At 66.7% G+C, this 21,286-nt stretch carries 18 protein-coding genes and 1 pseudogene; 14 read left to right on the top strand and 5 right to left on the bottom strand.

Going from position 1 to position 21,286, the window contains the following annotated elements:
- Positions 1-297: 297 nt before the first annotated feature.
- A complete protein-coding gene (locus ACQR07_RS23870; RefSeq protein ID WP_434904561.1) occupies positions 298-600 on the bottom strand; it encodes a hypothetical protein in 303 nt (100 codons plus the stop codon).
- Here ACQR07_RS23870 and ACQR07_RS23865 point away from each other — a divergent pair.
- The gene (locus ACQR07_RS23865) at positions 584-3,247 is read left to right on the top strand and encodes an autotransporter domain-containing protein (protein ID WP_434904560.1); all 2,664 of its coding nucleotides are present in this window, start codon (positions 584-586) and stop codon (positions 3,245-3,247) included. The two genes, ACQR07_RS23870 and ACQR07_RS23865, sit on opposite strands and share 17 nt — an antisense overlap.
- 232 nt (positions 3,248-3,479) lie before the next feature.
- Here the strand turns inward: ACQR07_RS23865 and ACQR07_RS23860 are convergent.
- Positions 3,480-4,749, bottom strand: a pseudogene (locus ACQR07_RS23860) (DUF892 family protein).
- A gap of 365 nt (positions 4,750-5,114) precedes the next feature.
- Between ACQR07_RS23860 and ACQR07_RS23855 the strand changes: the two are divergent.
- The 5 genes from ACQR07_RS23855 (at position 5,115) to solA (ending at position 8,733) form a co-directional block, all read left to right on the top strand.
- Entirely contained in the window at positions 5,115-5,645 is a 531-nt protein-coding gene (locus tag ACQR07_RS23855; RefSeq protein WP_434904559.1) for a hypothetical protein, read from the top strand.
- The gene (locus ACQR07_RS23850) at positions 5,632-5,997 is read left to right on the top strand and encodes a hypothetical protein (RefSeq protein WP_434904558.1); all 366 of its coding nucleotides are present in this window, start codon (positions 5,632-5,634) and stop codon (positions 5,995-5,997) included. The genes ACQR07_RS23855 and ACQR07_RS23850 overlap by 14 nt, the downstream gene beginning before the upstream one ends.
- A 72-nt stretch (positions 5,998-6,069) precedes the next feature.
- Positions 6,070-6,507 carry a hypothetical protein gene (locus tag ACQR07_RS23845; RefSeq protein WP_434904557.1) on the top strand — a complete coding sequence of 146 codons (438 nt, stop codon included), beginning with the start codon at positions 6,070-6,072 and terminating at the stop codon, positions 6,505-6,507.
- A gap of 246 nt (positions 6,508-6,753) precedes the next feature.
- Positions 6,754-7,518 (top strand): enoyl-CoA hydratase-related protein, encoded by a 765-nt coding sequence (locus tag ACQR07_RS23840; RefSeq protein WP_434904594.1) that lies wholly within the window; start codon positions 6,754-6,756, stop codon positions 7,516-7,518.
- 21 nt (positions 7,519-7,539) lie between these two features.
- On the top strand, positions 7,540-8,733 hold the full coding sequence (gene solA, locus ACQR07_RS23835; protein ID WP_434904556.1) for an N-methyl-L-tryptophan oxidase: 1,194 nt from the start codon (positions 7,540-7,542) through the stop codon (positions 8,731-8,733).
- On the opposite strand, the gene bla is transcribed toward solA, so the two are convergent.
- Positions 8,734-9,618: a subclass B3 metallo-beta-lactamase gene (gene bla / locus ACQR07_RS23830; protein ID WP_434904555.1), complete on the bottom strand. Its 885-nt coding sequence runs from the start codon at positions 9,616-9,618 to the stop codon at positions 8,734-8,736.
- A gap of 104 nt (positions 9,619-9,722) precedes the next feature.
- On the opposite strand from bla, the gene ACQR07_RS23825 reads away from it, so the two are divergent.
- The 7 genes from ACQR07_RS23825 to ACQR07_RS23795 all read left to right on the top strand — a co-directional run bounded on the left by ACQR07_RS23825 (position 9,723) and on the right by ACQR07_RS23795 (position 18,563).
- Positions 9,723-11,399, top strand: a complete 1,677-nt coding sequence (locus ACQR07_RS23825) for a bifunctional metallophosphatase/5'-nucleotidase (RefSeq protein WP_434904554.1) — start codon at positions 9,723-9,725, stop codon at positions 11,397-11,399.
- Positions 11,400-11,514: 115 nt separating this feature from the next.
- Complete coding sequence (locus ACQR07_RS23820) at positions 11,515-12,444, top strand: histone deacetylase family protein (RefSeq protein ID WP_434904553.1); 930 nt, start codon at positions 11,515-11,517, stop codon at positions 12,442-12,444.
- Positions 12,445-12,543: 99 nt separating this feature from the next.
- Positions 12,544-12,795: an exodeoxyribonuclease VII small subunit gene (locus ACQR07_RS23815; protein WP_009027911.1), complete on the top strand. Its 252-nt coding sequence runs from the start codon at positions 12,544-12,546 to the stop codon at positions 12,793-12,795.
- A gap of 908 nt (positions 12,796-13,703) precedes the next feature.
- Positions 13,704-15,629 carry a 1-deoxy-D-xylulose-5-phosphate synthase gene (dxs, locus tag ACQR07_RS23810; protein ID WP_434868045.1) on the top strand — a complete coding sequence of 642 codons (1,926 nt, stop codon included), beginning with the start codon at positions 13,704-13,706 and terminating at the stop codon, positions 15,627-15,629.
- Positions 15,630-15,659: 30 nt separating this feature from the next.
- Positions 15,660-16,217: a nucleoside 2-deoxyribosyltransferase gene (locus tag ACQR07_RS23805; RefSeq protein WP_434904552.1), complete on the top strand. Its 558-nt coding sequence runs from the start codon at positions 15,660-15,662 to the stop codon at positions 16,215-16,217.
- A gap of 380 nt (positions 16,218-16,597) precedes the next feature.
- On the top strand, positions 16,598-17,335 hold the full coding sequence (locus ACQR07_RS23800) for a TlyA family RNA methyltransferase (protein ID WP_434904551.1): 738 nt from the start codon (positions 16,598-16,600) through the stop codon (positions 17,333-17,335).
- The gene (locus ACQR07_RS23795; protein WP_434904550.1) at positions 17,328-18,563 is read left to right on the top strand and encodes a class I SAM-dependent RNA methyltransferase; all 1,236 of its coding nucleotides are present in this window, start codon (positions 17,328-17,330) and stop codon (positions 18,561-18,563) included. The genes ACQR07_RS23800 and ACQR07_RS23795 overlap by 8 nt, the downstream gene beginning before the upstream one ends.
- 474 nt (positions 18,564-19,037) lie before the next feature.
- Here the strand turns inward: ACQR07_RS23795 and ACQR07_RS23790 are convergent, their stop codons facing one another.
- Entirely contained in the window at positions 19,038-19,607 is a 570-nt protein-coding gene (locus tag ACQR07_RS23790; RefSeq protein ID WP_434904549.1) for a septal ring lytic transglycosylase RlpA family protein, read from the bottom strand.
- Between the two features lie 295 nt (positions 19,608-19,902).
- On the bottom strand, positions 19,903-20,748 hold the full coding sequence (locus tag ACQR07_RS23785) for a DUF1194 domain-containing protein (protein WP_434904548.1): 846 nt from the start codon (positions 20,746-20,748) through the stop codon (positions 19,903-19,905).
- Between the two features lie 232 nt (positions 20,749-20,980).
- Here ACQR07_RS23785 and clpS point away from each other — a divergent pair, with 232 nt between their 5' ends.
- A complete protein-coding gene (clpS, locus tag ACQR07_RS23780) occupies positions 20,981-21,286 on the top strand; it encodes an ATP-dependent Clp protease adapter ClpS (protein WP_434868039.1) in 306 nt (101 codons plus the stop codon).

Below are 21,286 nucleotides of genomic sequence, written 5' to 3'. Positions count from 1 at the left end.
CGAGACAGGATGCGTACTGATCGCGCGGCAAATCCGGTCGCCTCCTTCTCCTGACACCAAGCCATCAGCCGTGTCGCGCACACCGGTAAAACTACGGACACAACAAGCAGGACAGTACCAAAACACTCTCGCGATACCGCTCGTAAGCAAGCCTCCATGCAGAGCATGTCGCCACTCGGCAACAATCGTAAATAAGGCGCAACGGAGGCACACAATTCGTCACACTCAGGCGTGAATTGCAGCAGCGGCGACGCTAGCTTCGGCCGGCTATTTCAGAGTCGGTTTTCGCATCAGCAGTCAGCACTGCTGATCGGTCTTCGAGGCATTGATGTCGTTGGAAATGATCGCCGCCCCTTCACGCGCCAGATCCGTCACGCAGCATCGGGCGCATCGCGCTTGGCGAACGGCTTTCCTCACGAGCACCGCGCTCATCGCGCTCAGCAGCAGCGCACGCGCGCTCGACGTCGCATCGCAATCCGATTGGAATACCGCCGTTGCTACGGTCGCCGCGGCCGGTGCCAGCTCGACCGTCAACATCAACTTCACCGCCGGTTTCACGCTGACGAGTTCGCTGAGCGAGCTGGTGACCAATGCCGCCAACGTCACCGTCAACATCACCGGCAACAACAACACGCTCAACGGTGCTTCGACCTATCAAGGCATCCAGGTCAGCGGCACCAATTCGCCGATCGTGACGATCTCGAACCTGACCATTAACGCGATGCGCGCGCGCGGCGGCAATGGCGGCAGCGGCGGGGATGGTGGCGGCGGTGGCGGTCTCGGCGCGGGCGGCGGCCTGTTCGTGGCGGCCGGCGCCAACGTCACCATCGACAGCGTGAGCTTCACCAACAACGCGGCGGTCGGCGGCAATGGCGGCGTGTCCGGTGCGAATTCCGGCGGCGCCGGCGGCGGCGCGCTGAACGGCGGCACCGGCGGCAGCCCGCCGAACGGCAGCGGCACCGGCGGCCCCGGCGGCATCGGCGCATCATCGACCTTGTTTCCAGGCGGCGGCGGCGTGGCCGGCACCGGTGGTGGCATTAACGTCTCCAATGGCGGCACGGGCGGCACCGGCGGCACCGGCGGCGGCGGCGGCGGTGCCGGCGCGGCGACCAACACGTACGATGGCGGCGATGGCGGCGCCGGCGGCTTCGGCGGTGGTGGTGGCGGCGGCGGCTTCGGCGGCGGCAGCGGCGGCGTCGCAGGCTTGGGCGGCCCGGCAGGCTATGGCGCCGGTGACGGCGGCTTCGGCAACAACGGCCCGGGCACCGGCGGCAGCGGCTATGGCGGCGCGGTGTTCGTGATGGACGGCGCGACCCTGACGGTCAAAACGTCGACGAGCTTCAGCGGCAACACCACGCAGGCCGGCACCGGCGGCTCGGCGGGCGCACCCAAGGGCCAGGACCTCTACATCAACGGCGCCACGCAAATCGTGACGTTCCAGATCGATTCCGGCACCACCACGTTCGGCGGCAGCACCCAGACCACGCAGGGCAACATCGCCGGCGAAGGCGGGGTCACCAAGACCGGCGTCGGCACGCTTGCGCTCGGCGGCACCAACAGCTACAGCGGCGCGACCAGCGTCAATGCCGGCACGCTGCTGGTGAACGGCACGCTGGCGAACTCCGCGACCACCGTCAACACGGGCGCCACGCTCGGCGGCATCGGCACGATCAACAGCGTCTCGGTGGCGAACGGCGGCACGCTGGCGCCAGGCTCCGGCGTCGCCGGCACGACGCTCGCCGTGCAGGGCAGCCTCGCCTTTGCCAGCGGCGCGGTGTACCTGGTGCAGGTCGACCCGACCGCGGCGTCGAAGACCACCGCGGCGGCCGCGACGCTCGGCGGCGCCAGCGTGACGGCGAACTTCGCGGCCGGCAGCTACGTCGCCAAGCAGTACACCATCGTGCAGACCAGCGGCGGCGTCACCGGCACCTTCTCCGGACTGACCAGCACCAACCTGCCATCGGGCTTCAACACCAGCCTCTCCTATGACGCCAACAACGTCTACCTCAACCTCGCTCTGAACTTCGCGCAGCCGTCGGGCAGCTTCAACACCAACCAGGCCAACGTCGCCAACACCATCATCAACTACTTCAACAGCAATGGCAGCATTCCGCTGTCGTTCGGTGGGCTGACGCCGGCGGGCCTCAGCCAGATCTCCGGCGAGGCCGCGACGGGCTCGCAGCAGACGACCTTCAACGCGATGACGCAGTTCATGGGCGTGCTGACCGATCCGTTCGGCGCCGGCCGCGGCGAGGGCGTGCCGCCGAGCGGCGCGCCGGCTTTCGCCGACGAGGGCGACATGGCGAATGCCTATGCGGCGACGGGACGCGGCCGCAAGGGCGCTGAGCGCGAAGCCTATGCGATGCTGACCAAGGCGCGGCCGGCCGATCCATTCGCGCAGCGCTGGAGCGTGTGGGCCGCGGCCTTCGGCGGCTCCCAGACCACCGACGGCAATGCCGCGCTCGGCTCGAACACCACCACCTCCAACCTCTACGGCACCGCGGTCGGCTTCGACTATCGGCTGTCGCCGAGCACGGTGGCCGGCTTCGCCATGGCCGGGGGCGGCACCAGCTTCAGCGTCGCCAACGCGCTGGGCTCGGGACGCTCCGATCTGTTCCAGGCGGGCGGCTTCGTCCGTCACTCCATCGGCCCGGCCTACATCACCGCGTCGCTTGCCTATGGCTGGCAGGACGTCACCACCAACCGCACCGTGACGGTGGCCGGCATCGATCAGCTGCGTGCACAGTTCAAGGCCACTTCGTGGTCAGGGCGTCTCGAAGGCGGCTACCGCGTGGTCTGGCCGGCGGCGCGCATCGGCCTGACGCCCTACGCAGCCGGACAGTTCACGACCTACGACCTGCCGGCCTATGCCGAGCAGGCGGTGGCCGGCGCCAACACCTTCGCGCTCGCTTATGGCGCGCGCAGCGTGACAACGCCGCGCAGCGAGCTCGGCCTGCGCACCGACAAGGCGTTCGCGATGCCCGACGGTGTGCTGACCTTGCGCGGGCGCTTCGCCTGGGCGCACGACTACACCACCGGCGGCACGCTGACGCCGACCTTCCAGACGCTGCCGGGTGCGAGCTTCGTCGTCAACGGCGCGCAACAGGCCGCCGACCGCGCCCTTGTCACCGCCATGGCCGAGATGAAGTGGCTGAGCAACTGGTCGGCCGCGCTGACCTTCGACGGCGAGTTCGCCAGCATCAGCCGCAGCTATGGCGGCAAGGGCCTGGTGCGGTATTCATGGTGAGTGACGCTCCAGGACGAGAGCGCGGCTTGGACTCGTGCTATCGCTTCTAGCAGCGCCTGCTCATCAGTTGTTCCGTCATGCCCGGGCTTGTCCCGCCTGCGCGGCCGAAGCCGCTCCGGCGCGGCGAAGGCCCGGGCATCCACGTGTTGCTCAGGATGCCGGACGACGTGGATGGCCGGGACAAGCCCGGCCATGACGACGGATGGACAGGAGCACGTACGTCGCCCCCCAATCATGCCTGCTCGATCGCGGCTGGCATCTTGGCGACCGACATCAGCGAGCGGGCGACCTGGTTGAGCAGCTGGTCGGCGTTCTCTTCCTCCGCCAGCGATTTCGCCAGCAGTGCGACGACGGCGCTGTGGCGAAGCTGGGAGGCGAGGTTGCGGGCGGTGGTGTAGGCCGAGATCTCGTAGTGCTCGACGCGCTGGGCTGCGCCGATCAGGGCGAGGTCGGCCGCGGCGTCCTCCTTGTCCTCGCTCTCCTCCATGACCTCCTGGCCTTCCTCGACCAGACCCATCATGCCCTTGCACGGCTTGGCGCGCGAATTCTCGCCGAGCAGCTCGAAGCACTCGTTGAGGCGCTCGACCTGCGCCTCGGTCTCGACCAGATGCTGCTCGAAACAATTCGCGCAGCTGATCGAAGCGCGCAGCCTCCACCATCTTCGGCAGCGCCTTGGTCAGCTGCTTCTCGGCATGAAGAATGTCGCGCAGCTCCTCGATCAGGAGATCGCCGAGGCCGGCTTCATCGGCCGGCGGCGAGCTTTCGGCGACGATCGCGCCGGCCGCACCATTTTCGGAGGCCTGGATCGCCGGCGATTCCGTGAACACCCAGTCGCCGCCCTCGTTCCACGGGCCGCGGGTGTCGATCTCGCCGTGATCGCCTGATCCGGTGGAGTCGTTGAAGAACTGATCGACCAGGCCCGGCGTCGGCGCGATGCGGCCGACGCTGAAGGCCGGCTTGTTCATGCTCTCCAGCGCCAGCGCGAACGCCTTCATGTGGGTGATCTCGCGCGTCATCAGGAACTGCAGCGCGTCCCTGGTGCCGGCATCGTCGGTGAAATTGATCAGACGCTCATAGACGATCTTGGCGCGCGCTTCGGCGGCGATGTTGCTGCGCAGGTCGACGTCGAGCTCGCCGGTGATCTTGAGATAGTCGGCGGTCCAGGCGTTGCCCTGCGAGTTGAACAGATTGACGCCACCGCCGCCGCAGATCGCGATCAGCGGATCGGCCTCGGCCGCCTCGCGGTCGAATTTCGACGGCTTCAGGTGCATGCGGGCGAGCGTGCCGACGACTTCGAGATGGCTCAGTTCCTCGGTGCCGATGTCCATCAGCAGATCCTTGCGATCGGGGTCCTCGCAGTTGAGACCCTGGATCGAGTACTGCATGGCGGCGGCGAGCTCGCCATTGGCGCCGCCGAATTGTTCCAGCAGCATGTTGCCGAAGCGCGGATCGGGCTCGTCGACGCGCACGGTGAACATCAGCTTCTTGACGTGGTGATACATGGAGGCCTCAAACGTTGGGGGGAGCAGACCATGGTCGAACGGCCGCACTACACGGTTGTTCCTTACCGTCAGACCGCCGATTGGGCCTCTCGTTGCGCCTCCGTGACGCACCGGAATGAGCGGCCGCCCTGCCCCTGCAGGCTCAGCGCAGCGCGCGACCCGTCCCTCACTGCACGAAGCGTGCGCAGCGGCCGGTCCACTCACCGCGGAGTTCCGGCTCGTTCCGCACCCGGCTATGCACCTTGACTCGCACTTGCGCGCCGGCCCGTCCGCCCCCGCTACCGTCACACAACTGTTGGCAGAGACGGTGCTACCTCTTGCTAAGCTTTTCCCCGCTCGCCTAAGCTAAGTGGCTGGAGCGTAAGATGTTGATGCGGACCCCTGTCAGCGAGAAGCCGGGACTCGGCGCGCGATTGCGCGGGGTCATCGAGCGGCTGCGCGACCTGAAATCGTCGCTTGCAACATCGGCCTCATCGCAGAAGTCGGCCGTGGAACTCGCGCTCGAAGATTCCGATGAAAGCAATTTCGACGTCGCGCTTGCCGCCATCGTCGATTCGATCGAGCGTCATCCACGCGGATTGGAACCACGCTATGCGGGTCAACCGCGGCTGCCGCCGCCGCGCAGCGCGCCTTCGGTCTATGCCTATGAGCGTCCGTCCTATCTCGACATGGAGCGTCAGGTCGCTGAGCGCCAGTTCACTGAGCGTCAGGTCAGCACCTATCCGCAGGCGAACTACACGCCCGAGGCGCCGAGCGAGCGGACTGATCAGGAGGACGAGTTGCAGCAGCTGCGCAAGGAGCTGATGCACGCCGTGTCGGCGCGGCTCGGCTCGCCCGACGCGCATCTGGCCGCGGTCAGACATCTGCTGAGGTCCGTCAAGAATGTGGGGCCGTAGCAACACCGGCAAGACGGTCGAGGAGATCACCGACTTTCTGCGGCTGGTCGATCACGTGCGCGCGCTGCAGGAAGGCCAGAAGGAGATCGCCGAGGCGATCATGGCCGTGAACCATCGTCTCACGACAATCGAAAGCGACATGAAGACGCTGAAGGCCGAGACGCAGCGCGATGCGCTGCGCGAGGTGCAGCAGGCGGTCGCGACGGTGCAAGGCGTCTTCCACGAAAAGCTCGGTCAGATGTCGTCGCGCCTTGCGGCGCTCGAGCAAGCCATCCGCCGCGCCACGATGCGGCCGCAGAGTTCGGCCAGTCCGACCGCGCCGGCCCCGCCGCGCTCCGACGGCTCGCGCTGATCCCGCACGCGGAACCGGACTCCGGGCGCGGCCGTTAGCTGCTCTCTCCCTCGCGAACGGATGACCACGCCAATGGGTGCGCCCGATCAAGTGTTACGCCGACCAGGCTCACCGCTGCTGGAGCCGCGCCGATGCCGGTGGCGGCTGATCTGCTGCGGCGTCATCGCCGCCCTGCTCGCGATGCCGGTGCGGGCGCAGGACGCCGGCGTCAGCGGCATTCCGCCGGGACCGGCAAACGTCAACGGGCTCAACAATTCGATTGCCGATCCCTCGGGGATCGGCAATGCGGCACGCATGCCGCCACTGCCGCGTCCCGATCCGGTGCCGGTGACGCCGAGCTACCGGTCCGGGCCGCCGGGTTCATTGGCCGCCCCGCAGCCGCGCTATGTCAGGCCCTATGTCTCGGAGCGGCTGTCGAAGCGCACGCGGCAGAAGCTGCAGCGGGCCCGCATCAAGGAGAACGACCGGCTGTTGCGGCGCGGCGCGGTGAGCATCTGCCGCGGCTGCTGAGCCGCGCGTTGCGACCGCGAGGCGCGCCGGACAGCGCGGGCCGCGCTGGACAGCGCGAGGCATTTGCCGCCGGCCGGCCATGGTTTGGCAACCATGTGCCCGGACTCTGCGTCGGTGCGACCTCATGCACCGCATCGAAGCCGGCTGTGTCCGCTTGGCGCGCACGGCGGATGATGTAGGCTGGCGCCGACCAGTTTGACCGGCTACGACGACGCCGGCCAGCACAGCGAGACCCCGGGGGACACCATGACCGACCATCTGATCGTCACCGACGAAGGCGAGACGCGGACGATCACGCTGCGGCGGCCGGAAAAGAAGAACGCGATCACGCAGGCGATGTATCGCGGCATGAGCGACGCGATCGACACCGCGCAGAACAATCCGCTGGTCCGCTGCATCATCATCACCGGCGGCTCCGGCGTGTTCACCGCCGGCAACGATCTCGAGGATTTCCTGCATGCCGGCAATGCCGGCAGCGAGGCCGCGCGGACCTCGGCGGCGACCAAATTCCTGTATTCGCTGGCTCACAACGTCAAACCGATCATCGCCGCCGTCGATGGCGTCGCCATCGGCATCGGCACCACGATGCTGTTTCATTGCGACTACGTGCTGGCGTCGACGACGGCGACGTTCTCGACCCCCTTCATCCATCTCGGCCTGGTGCCGGAGGGCGCCTCGAGCCTGCTGATGCCGCAGACGATAGGCTATCAGCGCGCGTTCGCGATGCTGGTGATGGGGCGCAGCATGACGGCGGCAGACGCGCATATCGCCGGCTTCGTCAACACGGTGGTGGCGCCGGGGCATACCGAGGTCGAGGCGCACAAGGTGGCGCGCGACATCTGCCGGTTGCCGGCCGAGGCGGTCGCGATCGGGCGCAAGCTGATCCGCACCGCACCGGACGAACTGACCCGGCGCATCGACCAGGAGTCCTATCTGTTCGCCGAGCGCATGACCTCCGAGGAAGCGGTCGGCGCCTTCAAGGCGTTCCTGTCGCGCAAGAAGAAAAAGTGACGCCCGGCCGGTTGAACGCGCATGCCGCAGTTTGATGTCATCGTGATCGGCTGCGGCGCGGTCGGCAGCGCCGCGCTGCTGCACCTCGCCAAGCGCGGTCAGCGCGTGCTCGGCATCGACCGCTTCGAGCCGCCGCACCGCTTCGGCTCGACCCATGGCGAGACCCGCATCACCCGGGCTGCAATCGGCGAAGGCGTCGACTACACGCCGCTGGCGCAGCGCTCGCACGCGATCTGGCGCGAGTTGGAACGCGACACCGGCGCCCGCCTGTTCGAACAATGCGGCTGCCTGTTCATTCCGAGCCAGCATGGCGGCGAGGTACACGGCGTCACGAGCGCGCAGTTCCTCGCCAACATCGAGACTGCCGCCCGGCTGCATGGCGTCGACGGCGAGACGTTGTCGCCGGAGCGGCTGCGCGCGGATTATCCGGGTTTTGCCACCGCGCCCGGCGATCGCGCCTTTCTCGACCGGGAGGGCGGCTATCTCCTGGTCGAGGACTGCGTGCGCACCGAGCTCGCAGTCGCTGTGCGGCTTGGCGCAAGGCTCCTCACCGGCCGGCGCGTGACGTCGTTCCGCCGGGCCGGCGGCGCGCTCACCGTCACCATGGACGACGGCACGACCGCATCGGCAACGACGCTGATCGTCACGACAGGGCCGTGGATCACCGAGCTGGTCGCGCCGCTGCGCCGCCGCGTCACCATCACCCGGCAGGTGCTGTACTGGTTCGAGATCCTGTCCAACCCGCAGCGCTTCGGGCCTGATGCGCCGGTCTTCATCTGGGACGTCACCGGCCGCGACCGCGCCGCGTCCGACATCTACGGCTTCCCCTGGCTGGGCTCGCCGGGCAATGGCGTGAAGATCGCCAATGAGGTGCTGACCGGCGAGACCGATCCGGATCACGTGGCACGCGAGGTCACGGCGGCCGAGATCGAAGCGACCTACGAGACCTATGTCCGGCCGTTCGTGCCAGATCTCGGACCAAGGTGCCTGCGCAGCGCGGTGTGCCTGTACACCAATGCGCCCGGCGGCCGCTTCGTCATCGACCGCGATCCCGGCGACGCGAACGTGATTTATGCCTCGGCCTGCTCAGGCCACGGCTTCAAGCATTCGCCGGCCGTCGGCGAGGCGCTCGCGGCGATGGCGCAGGGCGAGAGGCCGCGCGTCGACCTCTCCGGATTTACGCTGGACCGGCTGGCGGCGGCCGGCACGTCATGACTACTTCGACTGCAGCGCGGCGGTCTGCTTGGCGAGGCCCTCGTTGAACTGCCCTTCGAGCTTGTCGAGATAGGCCTTGAACTCGCCCGGCTTGACGAACGGGTTGAGGGCGCCGTCCGCGATCCTCGCCCGCTTGCCGGCCATGTCGTACATCTCCGGATGCGGCGCCAGCAGCACGTCGGGATGCACCGTCCTGGCCCAGGCATAGGTCTTCTTATAGTCGTCGACGATGCCCGGATAGGTCGGCCGTCCGACCAGCTGGTTGAGCGCGACGGTGGCGCTGCAGAAGAAGATGACGCTGCGGGTGGCGTCGCCGTCCTTCACGTCGGTGGTCCAGCTGGTGCAGCCCGGCGAATGGCCGGGCGTGTCATGCGCGGTCAGGGTCACGCCGCCGAGCGTGATCGTGTCGCCCTCGCGCACCGCGCGGTCGACCTTCACCGGCGGGAAATTGAGGTGCTTCTCGTCCTCGCGGCCGGGATAGAAGCCGCCTTCCAGCAGCGGCACGTCCTTGGCACCAGCCACCATCTGCGCGCCGGTTTCCTGCTTGATCTGGGCGAGCCCGCCGGTGTGGTCGATATGGGCGTGGGTGTTGATGACGTACTTGATGTCGGCGACCTTGAAGCCGAGCTTTCCGATGCTGCTCTCGATCTGCGCGGTGGATTCCGGCATCACGGTGTCGATCAGGATGTGGCCCTGCGGCGTGGTGATGAGGTAGGAGGCGAGCCCGTTGGTGCCGACATAATAGATGTTGTCGATCACCTTGAACGGCTCGGTCGGCGTATTCCACGCCGCGATCAACTGCTTCATGAAGTCCGGCAGCGATTGCGCTGCAGCAGACCCGGCGGCGAGCGACAGCGCGGTGGCCGCCAGCAGCAATCTTTTCATCAAGACCTCCCGAGTTTCGGTATTGTTGTTATGAATCACGTTATGTCATCGCCGCTCCGGCGAGGCAATCGCGCCTCGCCGGTCGCATCAGATGTGACCTTGTCATGAGCCGTCTCGATCGCTTCGCCGCCGCCTGCCTGCTGACCTGTATCGCCGCCGCCAGTCTCCTCACCCCGTCGGCCTCGGCCGAGGACGAGCCGGTGTCCTTGCGCATCCTCGCCATCAACGACTTCCACGGCAATCTGAAGCCGCCATCCTCGGGCATCCGGATCGCCGATCCCGCGGATCCGACCAGGACCAGTGTGGTGCCGGCCGGCGGCGCCGAGCACATGGCGAGCCTCGTGAAGCTGCTGTCCGACGGCCAGCCGAACACGATCTTCGTGGCGGCCGGCGACCTCATCGGCGCGAGCCCGTTGCTGTCGGCGATGTTCCACGACGAGCCGACGATCGAATCGATGTCGCAGATGGGACTGGCGCTGTCGGCGGTCGGCAATCACGAGTTCGACGAAGGCAAGGACGAGCTGCTGCGGATGCAGAATGGCGGCTGTCATCCGACCGACGGCTGCCGCGGCCCGCAGCCGTTCACTGGCGCGACATTCCACTATCTCGCGGCGTCGACGTTTCTCAAAGGCACCGACAAGACGGTGTTTCCGCCCTACGAAATCCGCACCTTCGAGGACATCCCGGTCGCCTTCATCGGGCTGACCCTGAAGGGCACCGCCGGCATCATCTCGCCGGCGAGCTCGGCCGGCCTCGACTTCCGCAACGAGGCCGAGAGCATCAACGCGCTGATCCCGGAGCTGAAGGCCAAGGGCGTGCAGGCCATCGTGGTGCTGATCCACGAGGGCGGCTGGCCCTCCGGCGGCATGAACGAATGCCCCGGCCTGTCCGGCCCGATCGTCGACATCGTCAAGGATCTCGACAGCGCCGTCGACATCGTCATCTCCGGCCATACCCATCAGGCCTATGTCTGCACCATCGACAAGCGGCTCGTCACGTCGGGCGACAAGTTCGGCACGCTGGTCACCACGATCGACGTCAAGCTCGACCGCACCACGCGCGACGTGATCAGCGCGACCGCGACCAACATGGTGGTCGACACCGCGCTGCCGAAGGACGCCGCGCAGACCGCGCTGATCGCGTCCTACGAAACGCTGGCGGCGCCGCTCGCGAACCAGCCCGCCGGCGTCATCACGCAGCCGCTGTCGCGGCTGCCGAACGCGTCGGGCGAGAGCGCGCTCGGCGATGTGATCGCCGACGCCCAGCTCGCCGCCACCTCGGCTGCGGCCAAGGGCGGCGCGGTCATCGCCATGACCAATCCCGGCGGCATCCGCACCGATCTCGCCCGCCGCGACGACGGCGCCGTCAGCTATGCCGACGTGTTCGCGAGCCAGCCGTTCCGCAACCAGCTGATGACGCTCACGTTGAGCGGCGCCGACATCAAGGCGGCGCTGGAGCAGCAATGGCTCGATCCGGCGCGGCCGCGCATCCTGCAGATCTCTCGCGGCTTCACCTACGCCTTCGATGCGAAGCAGCCCGCCGGCGCGCGGATCGATGCCGCGAGCATGATGCTCGACGGCAAGCGCATCGATCCCACAGCCTCCTATCGCGTCACGCTCAACAACTATCTCGCGCTCGGCGGCGACGGCTTCACCGCGTTCAAGAGCGGCCGCGATCCGGTGATCGGTCCCTACGACGACGAGGCGCTGTTCGCCTATCTCAAGACCAACAGCCCGCTGTCCCCGCCGCCGCGCGACCGCATCGTCAACAAGGCGCAGTAAGGCCCGATAGGATCGCCGGGCGGAAACCCGGACATATCCCGTTCCGGGCCCTTTCCGCGGCTGCGTCCAGCGCCTAGATTGGGCGTTCCCGCAACGCGCGAGTGGCAGAGCCCTGATGTCGACGCTGTATCTTTCTCATGAAGCCTGCCTGGACCATGCCACGCCGTCCGGACATCCCGAGCGCGCTGACCGCCTGCGTGCCGTCGAGGAAGCCCTGGCCGAGGAACGTTTCGCGTTCCTGGATCGCGACGAGGCGCCCGAGGCCGGCATCGAGCTGGCCCTGCTCTGCCACCACGAGCACTACGTCACCGAGCTGCGCCAGATGGCTCCGACATCGGGCATCGTCTATCTCGACGGCGACACCTCGATGTCCCCCGGCACCTGGGAGGCCGTGATGCGCGGCGTCGGCGGCGCGGTCGCGGCGACCGAATCCGTGATGTCCGGCCGTCACCGCAATGCCTTCGTAGCCGTGCGCCCGCCGGGACATCATGCCGAGATCGCCAAGCCGATGGGCTTCTGCTTCTTCGACAACGTCGCGATCGCCGCCCGCTACGCCCAGCGCACCTTCGGCATCGAGCGCGCCGCCATCATCGATTTCGACGTCCATCACGGCAACGGCACCCAGGACATCTTCTGGGCCGACAAGAGCGTGATGTACTGCTCGACCCATCAGATGCCGCTGTTCCCCGGCACCGGGGCCCGCGGCGAGCGCGGCGAGCACGACACCATCGTCAATGCGCCGCTGCAATCCGAGGACGGCAGCCTCGAGTTCCGCTCCGCTTTCGAGAATTTGATCCTGCCGCAGCTGACCAAGTTCAGCCCGGAGCTCGTGATCATCTCCGCCGGCTTCGATGCGCATTATCGCGATCCCCTGGCGTCGCTGAACCTGCGGGCCGAAGACTTCGGCTGGGTCACCCGCAAGCTGATGGAACTCGCCGACAAGACCGCCGGTGGGCGTGTCGTCTCCGTCTTGGAGGGCGGCTATGATCTTCAGGGACTTAAAGAATCCGTCTCGGCCCACGTCGCGGCGCTGACCGGGGCGTAATCCCCAGTTTCCCACCGGTCCACCCCTTGGGGGCCTGACAGGGCCACAACCGGGGTGTAAAAGCACGGCCCCGGAGTTGAGTATCTGCAGGGAACCCGCATGGCGGACAACACCGTAACCGACGTCAAGAAGCTGTCGTTCGAGCGCGCGATCGAGGAACTGGAATCGATCGTCAAGCGGCTCGAGGACGGCAAGGTGCCGCTCGAGGAGTCGGTGACGATCTATGAGCGCGGCGAGGCGCTGAAGCGTCGCTGCGAGGAGCTGCTGCGTCAGGCCGAGGCGAGGGTCGAGAAGATCACGACCGACGCCAGCGGCCGCGCCACCGGGACGGCGCCGCTCGACGTACAGTAGCCGATACCGACGACGGATTTCTCCTCGCGGCCGGTCAGCAATTATTTTTGCTGTCGCCAGCGGGCATTGTCCGCACGCGCGCGATGCCGTTCGATCGCGCAGTCCAGCCAAAAATCGGTGCAAAGGGTTAAGTTCGGCTGCCAGCCACGGCTGGTACAAGCGAACCGCAGATCCACGTCCTTTGTTTACCATGCAACACGATGTGGATTGGCCCGTTGGCCCGGCATCGCCTCCCGGAATGGAGCGCATCACGACGGGCTTCGCGCGCTGGTGTTTGCCGCAGATACTTGCAGTTGTAGACTCAATGAAAGACTGCACGCGTATGACGTCTTGATGATCATGCGGGGATTGATCCCCTTACGAGAACGCATGGCTCATCGCGCAATTGGCGCTCGCGATCCCCACCACTGCCAGTTTTGCGACGCAGAAATATCCCTGGACCCAGCCGGTCTCTCCGGTCTATTCCGGGCCCGCGGCTGCCATCGTTTTATGCAGCTGACTGGAACCGCAGACACGCCGCCGAGGTTGAAGTCCGGCGCAACGGTACCGTTTGCGGGCTTGCCATCTGCTGCCGGGTTGGCTTTAAGACGCGCTTTGGTGTAAAGCTTCTCGGAACTGCGGTTTTTTGGAAGTGCCCATTCTCCCCGGGAGCATGGAACTAAGCGCTTGCAAGAGCTGGCAAAACTGACTCGGCTGAACGACTTGGCGATCTTGGGCGACTAACGAGGACGGCAAGGCCACCAAGAGTGACTTACATCACATAGATCGATCCAAAACCCGGCTAGGTTCCGGACTGCGGCTTCGATCCGCGCGGATGTGACCTTCAAGGCTTCAGGTTTCGCCGCCCGTTACGATGAACCTCTCAGGTGTCGGTCCTTGAAGCCGACCTGCAAAATTGGAATGTCACCGTGACCACATTTAGTAAGACGCCGCTTCTCGACACCATCAAGACTCCGGAAGATCTGCGCCGGCTGAAGGTCGAGCAGGTCCGGCAGGTCGCCGACGAACTGCGCCAGGAGACGATCGACGCGGTCTCGGTGACCGGCGGTCACTTCGGAGCCGGTCTCGGCGTGGTCGAGCTGACCACCGCGATCCATTACGTGTTCGACACCCCGCGCGATCGCCTGATCTGGGACGTCGGCCACCAGGCCTACCCGCACAAGATTCTCACCGGTCGCCGCGACCGCATCCGCACGCTGCGCACCGGCGGTGGCCTCTCCGGGTTCACCAAGCGCACCGAGAGCGACTACGATCCGTTTGGCGCCGCGCACTCCTCGACCTCGATCTCCGCCGGCCTCGGCATGGCCGTCGCCCGTGATCTCGCGGGCGGCAAGAACAACGTGATCGCCGTGATCGGCGACGGCGCGATGTCCGCCGGCATGGCCTATGAGGCCATGAACAATGCCGGGGCGATGAACTCCCGCCTGATCGTCATCCTCAACGACAACGACATGTCGATCGCCCCGCCCGTCGGCGCGATGTCGGCCTATCTGTCGCGCCTGTACTCGGGCAAGACCTACCGCACGCTGCGCGATGCCGCCAAGCAGCTCGGCCAGCATCTGCCGAAGGTCATCGCCAACCGCGCCAGCCGCGTCGAGGAATATTCCCGCGGCTTCATGATGGACGGCGGTACGCTGTTCGAGGAGCTCGGCTTCTATTACGTCGGCCCAATCGACGGCCACAACCTCGACCATCTGCTGCCCGTCCTGAAGAACGTCCGCGACATGGAGACCGGCCCGATCCTGGTCCACGTCGTGACCCAGAAGGGCAAGGGCTACTCGCCGGCGGAAGCGGCGGCCGACAAATATCACGCGGTGGCCAAGTTCGACATCGCCACCGGCACCCAGGCCAAGGCCAAGCCGAACGCTCCGGCCTATCAGAACGTGTTCGGCCAGAGCCTGGTCAAGGAAGCCGAGAAGGACGACAAGATCGTCGGCATCACCGCCGCGATGCCGTCCGGCACCGGCATCGACATCTTCGCCAAGTCGTTTCCGAAGCGGACCTTCGACGTCGGCATCGCCGAGCAGCATGCGGTGACCTTCGCCGCCGGCCTTGCGAGCGAAGGCTACAAGCCGTTCTGCGCGATCTACTCGACCTTCCTGCAGCGCGGCTACGACCAGATCGTGCACGACGTCGCGATCCAGTCGCTGCCGGTGCGCTTCGCCATCGACCGCGCCGGCCTGGTCGGCGCCGACGGTGCCACCCATGCCGGCTCGTTCGACAATGCCTATCTCGGCTGCCTGCCGAACATGGTGATCATGGCCGCCTCCGATGAAGCCGAGCTGGTGCACATGGTGGCGACCCAGGTCGCGATCAACGACAAGCCCAGCGCGGTGCGCTATCCGCGCGGCGAAGGCCGCGGCGTGGAGATGCCTGAGGTCGGCGTCCCCTTGCCGATCGGCAAGGGCCGCATGATCCGCCAGGGCAAGCAGATCGCCCTGCTCTCGTTTGGCACCCGTCTCGCCGAATGCGAGAAGGCGGCCGACGAACTTGCCGCTCACGGCCTGTCCGCCTCGATTGCCGATGCGCGCTTCATGAAGCCGCTCGACGAGGAGCTGGTGATGAAGCTGGCGCGCGAGCACGACATCCTGATCACGATCGAGGAAGGCTCCATCGGCGGCTTCGGCTCGCACGTGATGCAGTATCTGTCCGACCAGGGCATGCTCGACGGCGGCCTGAAGATGCGCACGATGGTGCTGCCCGACGAATTCCAGGATCACGACACGCCGACGGCGATGTACGCCCGCGCCGGTCTCGACGCCAAGGGCATCGTCCGCAAGGTGTTCGAGGCGCTCGGCAAGGACTACGCGACCGAGGCCGTCAAGCTCGCCTGAGGCGGGCTTGCGACCTGGTATCGGTGAGCCATGAAGATCTATCTGGCAGGTCCCGACGTGTTCCTGCCAGACGCCATTGAGATCGGCCGCCGTAAGGCCGCGATCTGCGAGCGCCATGGCCTGACCGGTCTCTATCCGCTCGACAACAGCATCGACCTCGCCGCCTCCGACGCCTCACGCCATATCTTCCTGGGTAACGAGGCGATGATGGAGGGCGCTGATGCCATCATCGCCAATCTCACGCCGTTCCGCGGCCCCGGCGCCGATGCCGGCACCGTCTACGAGCTCGGCTACATGGCCGGCCGGGGCAAGCTCTGCCTCGGCTACTGTAACGATCCCGCCATCTATGCCGACCGCACCCGCCGCTTCACGACGGTGAGCGAACAGGACGGGCGTCTGGTCGATGCCCAGGGCCTGACGGTCGAGGATTTCGGCCTGCCGGACAACCTGATGATGATTCACGCGCTCGAGCTGCACGGCGGCCCGCTGGTGCTGCCGCGCGAGCGGCCCGCGGATGTGTGGCACGACCTTTCGGCGTTCGAGAACTGCGTGAGGCAGGCAGCGGCGCGGCTGGCAACGGTCTCGTAGGGTGGGCAAAGCAGCTGCCGAAGGCAGCAGCGTGCCCACCGTCCATCCGCAATCAAAGTCGAGATGGTGGGCACGGCGCGTCAATTGCGATACCAGCGTGTGGCAAGACCGGTGCACGCGCCCTTTGCCCACCCTACATATCTTGCATCGACGCGGGCTGCTCGCCACACGACAGCTGTCGTCCCTGCGAACGCAGGGACCCATAACCACAGGACGTCGTGTTGGGCAGACTCGGAGTTGCCACCTTCCAACAAACTATGTCCTGTGGTTATGGGTCCCGGGTCAGCGCTCCAACGCGCGATGCGCGTTGGAGCTTGCCCGGGACGACACTAAACTTGGGGCGAGAGCTCCACACCTCATGACTACTCACACCACGCCCCATGCCCCCTCTCCGCAAACGTGCTGACATCCTCCTCGTGGAACGCGGCCTGTTCGAGAGCCGGGCGCGGGCGCAGGCGGCGATCGAGGCTGGGCTGGTGTTCGCCAACGACAAGCAGGTGGCGAAGGCCTCGGAGAGCGTCCCTGCCGACGCCGTGCTGCAGGCCGAGCCGGCGCATCCGTGGGTGTCGCGCGGCGGCGTCAAGCTGGCGGCGGCGCTGGAGCATTCCGGCATCGCGGTCGAGGACCATGTCTGCCTCGACGTCGGCGCCTCCACCGGCGGCTTCACCGAGGTGCTGCTCGCCAACGGCGCGGCGATCGTGTTCGCCATCGACGTCGGGCGCGACCAGCTGCATCCGTCGCTGCGCCATCACCCCAGGATCGTCTCGATGGAGCAGACCGACATCCGCAGCTATGACGGCAAGCGGCTGCCGCAGCGGCCGGACGTCGTCGTCATCGACTGCAGCTTCATCTCGCTGAAGGCCGTGCTGCCGGTGGCGCTGACGTTGGCCGCGTCGCCGATGAGCTTGCTGGCGCTGATCAAGCCGCAATTCGAGGCCAAGGGTGCGCACGGCAAGGGCGGCATCATCAAGGACACGGCGGTGCATGAGGCCGTCTGCGCCGACATCGCCGCCTTCGCCGCCTCTCTCGGCTGCAGCGACATCGAGATCTTCCCGTCATCGATCAAGGGCGGCGACGGCAACGCCGAATTCTTCCTGGGAGCGCGCCGCCATGGTTGAGCATCTCATCATCGACCATGTCGGCCATCGCGGCGACGGCGTGTCGCTGTCGTCAGGCGAGGCGCTGTACGTGCCCTACACGCTTGCCGGCGAGACCGTCGAAGCGGCCGCCGTCCCCGGCCATCCCGACCGCCGCAAGCTGCTGGCAGTGGAGACCCCGAGCGCGGAACGCATCGCGCCGTTCTGCGCGCATTTCGGCGTCTGCGGCGGTTGCGCGATCCAGCATTGGCAGCCTGAACCCTATCGGCAGTGGAAGCGCAACATCGTCGTTGAGACGCTGCGGGCGGCCCGGGTCGATTGCGACGTGGCTGATCTCGTCGACGCGCACGGCGCCGGCCGCCGCCGCGTCACCTTCCATGCGCGCATGGGCACGCACGATATTCTGAGGGTGGGATTTTCCGCCGCCAACAGCCACGAGATCGTGCCGATCGACCGTTGCCCGATCCTGGATCCGGCGCTGGACGGCGCGCTCGAGGCAGCATGGGCGCTGGCGGAGGCCTTGAAGCCGACCGGCAAGCCGCTCGACATCCAGGCCACCGCGACCGGCAACGGCCTCGACATCGACATCCGCGGCTCCGGCCCGCTGCCGCCGCCGCGCATCGCAGAACTGTCCCGCCTCGCCGAGCAGCACCGCCTGGCGCGGCTGACGCGGCATGGCGAACTGGTCCTGATGCGCAATCCGCCTGTCGTGACGATGGGCACGGCGCAGGTGACGCTGCCGCCGGGCTCGTTCCTGCAGGCGACCGTGATCGGCGAGGAGACGCTGGCGCAACTGGCCGTCGAACGCGTCGGCAAGGCCAAGCACGTCGCCGACCTGTTCTGCGGCGTCGGCCCCTTCGCGCTGCGGCTCGCCGCGCGCGCCCGCGTCACCGCGATGGACAATGACGCCGGCTCGATCGCAGCGCTGCAGAAGGCCGCCGGCACGCCCGGCCTGAAGCCGATCAAGGCCGAAGCCCGCGACCTGTTCCGCCGCCCGCTGATGCCGCCGGAATTGCGCGACATCGACGCCATCGTGTTCGACCCGCCGCGCCAGGGCGCGCAGGCGCAGGCCAAGCAGCTCGCCGCCAGCAAGGTGCCGGTGATCGTCGCGGTGTCCTGCAACGTCACCACCTTCGCCCGCGACATCCGCATGCTGATCGACGGCGGCTACCGACTCGAGACCGTCGTCCCCGTCGACCAGTTCCGCCACACACCGCACGTCGAGTTGGTGGCGAGACTGGTGCGGTGAGCCGGGATGGCTATCAGTTGAAACGCACAGCCCACTCGGCACGGCCGCTGCGCTCCCTCTCCCCGTTCTTTACCTATCGAATGCACACATTCGATTCGAACTTCCCAGTCGGTTTGATGAAAAATGTGAGTCATCAGAGACGCTTGCTTTGATCGTGACAATGTCGGACGGCCCAAAGCAAGTGTTCGGCTAACCCGTTGAGGAAGAGTCGGTTTTCGAGATGTGTGAATCCGATAGCCGTTCTTTACGGGGAGAGGGTCGGGGTGAGGGGCAGCCACACGGGAAGTATCGACAGGGCAAACGAGCCGGGAGTGGGCGTCGAGAGACCTGTACCCCCTCACCCGGATTGCATCTGACGATGCAATCCGACCTCTCCCCGCAAGCGGGGCGAGGTGCACCGTGGTCGCCGAAAGTGCTCGGCCTACTCCATGCAGCAGCAAAGCATGAGTGCTGAAGTGTCCCGTCAGCGCGCGCCTACCTCACCACGCTGACCTTCACCGGCGCGACGCCGGTGTTGACCATGCCGAGCGCCTGTGCGGCCGAGTAGGAGACGTCGACGACGCGGCCCTGCACGAAGGGTCCGCGATCGTTGACGCGGACGACCACCGAGCGGCCGGTCTTGACGTTGGTGACCTGCAGGCGGGTGCCGAACGGCAGGCTGCGATGCGCCGCCGTCAACTCGGAGGGATCGAAGCGCTCGCCGCTCGCGGTCTTGCGGCCTTCCGAATAGTAGCTGGCGAGACCCGACGCGGTCGCGTGCGCCGGCGGTGAACTGGCCTCGGCCGGCCGGACGCGGACCACCGAGTTGGGCGCCGTCTCGGCGCGCTGCGGCTGGGGCCGGAATTCATACGCGGCCTGCCGGGTCGGTGACATCAGGCGCGCCTGCCGAACGGCCGACGACTGCGCGCAGGCCGCCAGCGATGCCGCTGCGGCACAGACCAGGACAAGCCGCACCGACTGGCGGCCGAACCCTACCCATGGAGCCTGAATGACATCGCGCCTGAAGCGCTGCGCGGGACGTTCTGTCCGGTCGATGATTCGCATGTTCTGTGCGCCTCTGCCTCACCCCCAACATGGTCGCGGCCCAATCGCGGCGGCACGGTGGCAAAGTGAACTTGAGAGCTGCGCAACTCCTGGTTTTCGGGCGCTTGTGGCTGCTAAGCCACAGGCACGCAGGATCGATGGTATGGGGTGCTTGTCCACAAGATCGGCACACCGACGCGCCGAGCTTCCCCGCGGGAGGCGTACGCCTCGCGTCGAAGCCGTCGTTCCGGAGCATTGATCGCCCGCCAGCGGCCCCTGCGCTGACCAGCCCGGCAGGCGGAGGGCGGCGGCGGCTTCAGCGTCCCCAGCGGTCCTGCCAGATCTTCTCGCCGATCAGGCAGGAAACCCGCGGATCCTTCGGCGAGTCGGCGACCGGCACGATCCGCGGCGGCGGCGCGCGCCCGGCGACCTCCATCAAGAGCTTGGTGCGGATGGCTTCCTTGAACTCATCGCGGCTCTTGATCGTCACCACGAACGAGCCGGTGCCGCCGGTGACGCAATCCTTGTAGTAGAGGTCGAGGTTCTCGATATCCATCGTCGAATAGGAGGGCTCCTTCACCATGATGGGAAGCCCGTTGATCACGATGCCCTTCGAGACCGCCTCGTCGCGTGCGATCGTCACCGGCGAGCCGTTGTTGTTCGGCCCGTCTCCGGAGATGTCGATCACCCGCCGCAGGCCGCGATAGGGATCTTCATCGAACAGCGGCATCGCGAAGTAGATCGCGCCCGAGATGGAGGTGCGCGATGCCCGCCGGATCGGCGTCTTCATGATCTCGGCCGCCACCGCGTCAGCGCTTTCCGGGCCGTCGATCAGGCGCCATGGAATGATGATCTTCTGATCACTCGACGCGGCCCATTCGAAATAGGTCACAGCGATGCGGCCGTGAACGCCATTCTTCAACGCCTGCAGGAACTCGCGCGAACTGAGCGCCTGGGCGTAGCCCTCGCGCTGGATGGCGAGCTCGTCGAGGTCCATCGAGTAGGAGACGTCGACGGCGAGGATCAGCTCGACGTCGACGGAGGCTTCCTTCTCGCTCAGCTGCTGCGCCGGCGGCGTTCTGGGCGCAGCCGAGACGACTGCGACGCCGCCCGCCAAGGCGCCGGCCAGACACGCCACCCCGACCGAGATCCACCAGCGCATGAGCTGCCCTCCAATCGCGTCAGGTGATGGTGACATGCAAAGTCCCCTCAGCAAAGCGGGAACGGTCAGGTCCATTCACATTCCGGTTAGCTTCTTTCGTGCGTTGGCCGCCGCATGGGCTGACGGCCGTACAACTGATCAATCCCTAGCCAATAGCCCGTGGTTTCCCGGAGAAGCCGAAGGCTGTATTGTGGCGTACCCGCCGCATCAGGAACACATGGGTGCGCCCTGCATGAACGACTCCGTCGCCAAGCCGAAGACAAAGGTCCGCACCAAAGTCGAGCGTCCGCGGCTCTACAAGGTCATCCTCGTCAACGACGACTTCACGCCGCGCGATTTCGTCGTGATGATCCTGAAGGCGGAATTCCGCATGACCGAGGACCAGGCCTACAAGGTCATGATCACCGCCCATAAGCTCGGCGTCTGCGTGGTCGCCGTGTTCACCAAGGACGTCGCCGAGACCAAGGCGACGCGGGCGACCGACGCCGGTCGCGCCAAGGGCTACCCGCTGCTGTTCACCACCGAGCCGGAGACCTGA

Source organism: Bradyrhizobium sp. HKCCYLS20291 (genome assembly GCF_051167715.1).
Lineage (GTDB): Bacteria > Pseudomonadota > Alphaproteobacteria > Rhizobiales > Xanthobacteraceae > Bradyrhizobium.
Note: the sequence above shows the minus strand (reverse complement) of the source record. Positions and strands in the feature narration are given on the sequence as shown.

Coding starts and splice junctions, on each gene's coding strand:
- ACQR07_RS23855 (WP_434904559.1), top strand. CDS start 5,115: ATGTTGATGCGGACCCCTGTCAGCGAGAAGCCGGGACTCGGCGCGCGA.
- ACQR07_RS23850 (WP_434904558.1), top strand. CDS start 5,632: ATGTGGGGCCGTAGCAACACCGGCAAGACGGTCGAGGAGATCACCGAC.
- ACQR07_RS23845 (WP_434904557.1), top strand. CDS start 6,070: ATGGGTGCGCCCGATCAAGTGTTACGCCGACCAGGCTCACCGCTGCTG.
- ACQR07_RS23840 (WP_434904594.1), top strand. CDS start 6,754: ATGACCGACCATCTGATCGTCACCGACGAAGGCGAGACGCGGACGATC.
- solA (WP_434904556.1), top strand. CDS start 7,540: ATGCCGCAGTTTGATGTCATCGTGATCGGCTGCGGCGCGGTCGGCAGC.
- bla (WP_434904555.1), bottom strand. CDS start 9,618: ATGAAAAGATTGCTGCTGGCGGCCACCGCGCTGTCGCTCGCCGCCGGG.
- ACQR07_RS23825 (WP_434904554.1), top strand. CDS start 9,723: ATGAGCCGTCTCGATCGCTTCGCCGCCGCCTGCCTGCTGACCTGTATC.
- ACQR07_RS23820 (WP_434904553.1), top strand. CDS start 11,515: ATGTCGACGCTGTATCTTTCTCATGAAGCCTGCCTGGACCATGCCACG.
- ACQR07_RS23815 (WP_009027911.1), top strand. CDS start 12,544: ATGGCGGACAACACCGTAACCGACGTCAAGAAGCTGTCGTTCGAGCGC.
- ACQR07_RS23805 (WP_434904552.1), top strand. CDS start 15,660: ATGAAGATCTATCTGGCAGGTCCCGACGTGTTCCTGCCAGACGCCATT.
- ACQR07_RS23800 (WP_434904551.1), top strand. CDS start 16,598: ATGCCCCCTCTCCGCAAACGTGCTGACATCCTCCTCGTGGAACGCGGC.
- ACQR07_RS23795 (WP_434904550.1), top strand. CDS start 17,328: ATGGTTGAGCATCTCATCATCGACCATGTCGGCCATCGCGGCGACGGC.
- ACQR07_RS23790 (WP_434904549.1), bottom strand. CDS start 19,607: ATGCGAATCATCGACCGGACAGAACGTCCCGCGCAGCGCTTCAGGCGC.
- ACQR07_RS23785 (WP_434904548.1), bottom strand. CDS start 20,748: ATGCGCTGGTGGATCTCGGTCGGGGTGGCGTGTCTGGCCGGCGCCTTG.
- clpS (WP_434868039.1), top strand. CDS start 20,981: ATGAACGACTCCGTCGCCAAGCCGAAGACAAAGGTCCGCACCAAAGTC.